General features: G+C 64.4%; 3 protein-coding genes. All 3 read left to right on the top strand.

Going from position 1 to position 2,970, the window contains the following annotated elements; all coding sequences use genetic code 11:
• Nucleotides 1-185 precede the first annotated feature (185 nt).
• A complete protein-coding gene (locus BST44_RS28975; protein ID WP_007172298.1) occupies nucleotides 186-1,262 on the top strand; it encodes a tyrosine-type recombinase/integrase in 1,077 nt (358 codons plus the stop codon).
• Complete coding sequence (locus BST44_RS28970; protein WP_007172299.1) at nucleotides 1,259-1,582, top strand: helix-turn-helix domain-containing protein; 324 nt, start codon at nucleotides 1,259-1,261, stop codon at nucleotides 1,580-1,582. Before BST44_RS28975 ends, BST44_RS28970 begins: the two co-directional genes overlap by 4 nt.
• A 140-nt stretch (nucleotides 1,583-1,722) precedes the next feature.
• Nucleotides 1,723-2,850 carry a site-specific integrase gene (locus BST44_RS28965; RefSeq protein WP_007172300.1) on the top strand — a complete coding sequence of 376 codons (1,128 nt, stop codon included), beginning with the start codon at nucleotides 1,723-1,725 and terminating at the stop codon, nucleotides 2,848-2,850.
• Nucleotides 2,851-2,970: the final 120 nt, after the last annotated feature.

Below are 2,970 nucleotides of genomic sequence, written 5' to 3'. Positions count from 1 at the left end.
TTAACCAACAGTCGACGGGTTCCTGAGCCACCGAGTGGTGTGCGCCAGCCCGTCGAGTGCCTGGACCAGCTGTTGTGGGCGTGTCCCTGCTGCAAAACCCGCGAATGAAGTGGCATCATCTTTGCCGACTGGATAACTGATCAGCTGATGATTCTTCACTGTGGGTGAAGTTGAGGAGGCGTGGGTTGGCTCTGGCTGTCGTGCGGGACCTGAGGGAGCAGCGGGCACCGGCGACCGAGGATGAGCTCGCCGGCTTCGAGACCGATGTGCTGGCCGGATTCGTCCTTGCCCGGGCATCGGCCGGGTTGGTCGACTCGACCATCCGCAACGACGTGAATCACCTTGAGCTGATCCGGGACTGGTTCGGTCGGCCGCTGTGGGAGATCCAGCCTGCTGACGCCGACACCTACTTCGGCAAGGTGCTGCGTGATGCCCGGGCGTCGACTCGGACCGGGCGGGCGGCCGCGCTGACGGTGTACTTTCAGTTCCTCGAACTGCGTCACAAGGTCGAGTTGCACAATCTCAGCGGCCGGGTCATCGAGTGCCCGCTCGATGAGATCAACCGACCGCGGGCGTGGGTGGATCCGCAGCTGCGCATCCCGCCGACCGCCGACGAGGTGGAGCAGCTGTTCGCGGGGTGGCGCGGGGAGCTGGTCACCTGCCGCAAGTTCGCCCCGACCGCCCGAAACTACGCCGTGGCTCGCCTGGTGGCCGATGTCGGATTGCGGATCAACGAGGCGCGGATGCTCGACCTGGATGACGTGCGCTGGGAGCTGGGCCGGTTCGGCAAGCTGAACGTCCGTCATGGCAAGGGATCTCGTCGCAAAGGTCCCAAGCCGCGGGTAGTGCCACTGATCAACGGCGCCGACCGCAGCCTGCAGTGGTTCATCGAAGACGTGCTGGGCCTGTTCGATGTCGACCCGAAAAACCATGCTGCGCCGCTGTTTCCGTCCGAACGCAAGAACATCGACGGGACGTGTATGCGCGCGACCGCCGACGTCTATCGCCGCGCCCTGGCCGAGGCCACCGACCGATATCTGCCGAGGTGGTCGGGGAAGCTGACACCGCATGTGCTGCGGCATTTCTGCGCATCCCAGCTTTATCTGGCCGGTATGAACCTATTCGCGATCCAGGAACTATTAGGTCACGCCTGGACGGGCACAACGGCTCGGTATATCCACGTGCACGCCACCCACGTCGAAGATGCCTGGGTCACCGGGCAACGCCGGGTCGCCGATCGATGGAAAGGACTCGCTCGATGAAATGGAACCTGCGATTGGCCGCGGCCAATCGCGGCATCTGGAAGGCCAGCGAACTCCAGCGGATGCTCGCCGACCGCGGTCTGGTCATCAGCGCCGGCAAGATGTCGGGCCTGTGGTCGGGCAACCCCAACGCCATCAAACTGAACGACCTGGACGTCATCTGCGCCGTCCTCGGCTGCGGGGTCGACGAGTTGCTGATTCCCGAACCCGAAACCGTGGCAGCGGCCACGCCCGTCACCGACGACGAGTCAGCGGCGGTCGGTGAGGCCCGGTCGGTCACGCCGCGCACTCGCGCCGGCAGGTCGCTGCCGCCGCGATGAACTGCCTGCACTGCGGGACTGCGCTGCCTGCCAACAGTCGCCGCGACCAAAAATACTGCGGCAGAAGCTGTTCAAGAAGAGCGTCCTACCAACGCAGAAAGGCGGGACTGCCTGCTCGCCCGCCCCGGCGGCATCCAGCCTTGGAATCCGACGACCCCGTGCTCGCGGCCGCCGCGATACACGCCCGGGAACTCGGTGCCGCCCACGATTGGTGCGGTGAGACCACAAACCGATGCCTCGACGCCCTGCTCACCCTTCTGGCCGGTCGGCCCACCGGTGATCGCGTGCCGCTCACCGAGGTTCGAACCCGGCCGCATCGGCTCGCGTCCCGTCGCAGGCTCGTCGAAATCCTATCCCACTTCGACCTGCTGAAAGACGACACCGAACCTCCGATCCGTGCCTGGATCGACCGCGTCACCGCGGAACTTCCGCCAGGATTCGCCGAGCCGGCCCACCACTGGCTCCTTACCCTGTTGGTCGGCGGCGCACGTGCTCGCCCACGATCACCGAGGACGCTCTACAGCTACTTCGGCTCGGTCAAGCCCCTTCTCGCGCACTGGTCCACCTCCTACGAGCATCTCAGGGAGGTCACCAGGGCCGACGTCGACGCGGCGCTGCGGCCGTTTCAGGGAAACCAGCGCCACAATCTGATCAAGGCGCTGCGGTCGCTGTTCCGGCACGCCAAGAAGAATGCTCTGGTCTTCAGCAACCCAACAGCGGGTTTGAAGAGCCAACCAGTAGACCAGGACCTCCTGCCCATCACCGATGACGAGGTGCGCTCGATCGAACAGCTCGCCAGCGAACCGCTTGAACGCCTCGTCGTGGCGCTGAGCGTCGAACATGCCTGCCGCACAGCCGTTATACGCAAACTCACGCTCGACGACATCGACCTGCCGAACCGGCGGATCACCCTTGCCGGACACAACCAACGGCTCGGTGAGCTCACCCACATCGCGCTGAACACATGGCTCGACCACCGCCGGGACAGATGGCCCCACACTCCGAACCGGCACGTTCTACTCACGACGAAAACTGCATTGCGCACAACGCCGGTCAGTCAAAAATCGGTGAAACCATCGTTGAGCGACAATGGATTCACGATCGAACGCATCCGTGCCGACCGAATCCTTCACGAAGCGCTGACCGCAGGCCCGGACCCACTGCACCTGTCTCTCGTCTTCGGCATCTCCCACAACACCGCACGGCGCTACACCACCGTGGCCGAACGGCTGCTCAGCGACGAACTCGAGCAGCCGGTAGAACCGTAGTGCCACCCAACGCCGCCAGACTCAGGGCCCGCGAACCCGCCGCAGTTATGAACCTTCACAGCCGAAAGGCCGTGGGTTCCAACTGAAATCGCTTCAATCCGGCTGAACTCACGGGAAACT

This window comes from Mycobacterium scrofulaceum, from assembly GCF_002086735.1.
GTDB lineage: Bacteria > Actinomycetota > Actinomycetes > Mycobacteriales > Mycobacteriaceae > Mycobacterium > Mycobacterium scrofulaceum.
The sequence above is the reverse complement of the archived record's forward strand: the minus strand, read 5'-3'. Positions and strand labels throughout refer to the sequence as shown.

Coding starts and splice junctions, on each gene's coding strand:
- BST44_RS28970 (WP_007172299.1), top strand. CDS start 1,259: ATGAAATGGAACCTGCGATTGGCCGCGGCCAATCGCGGCATCTGGAAG.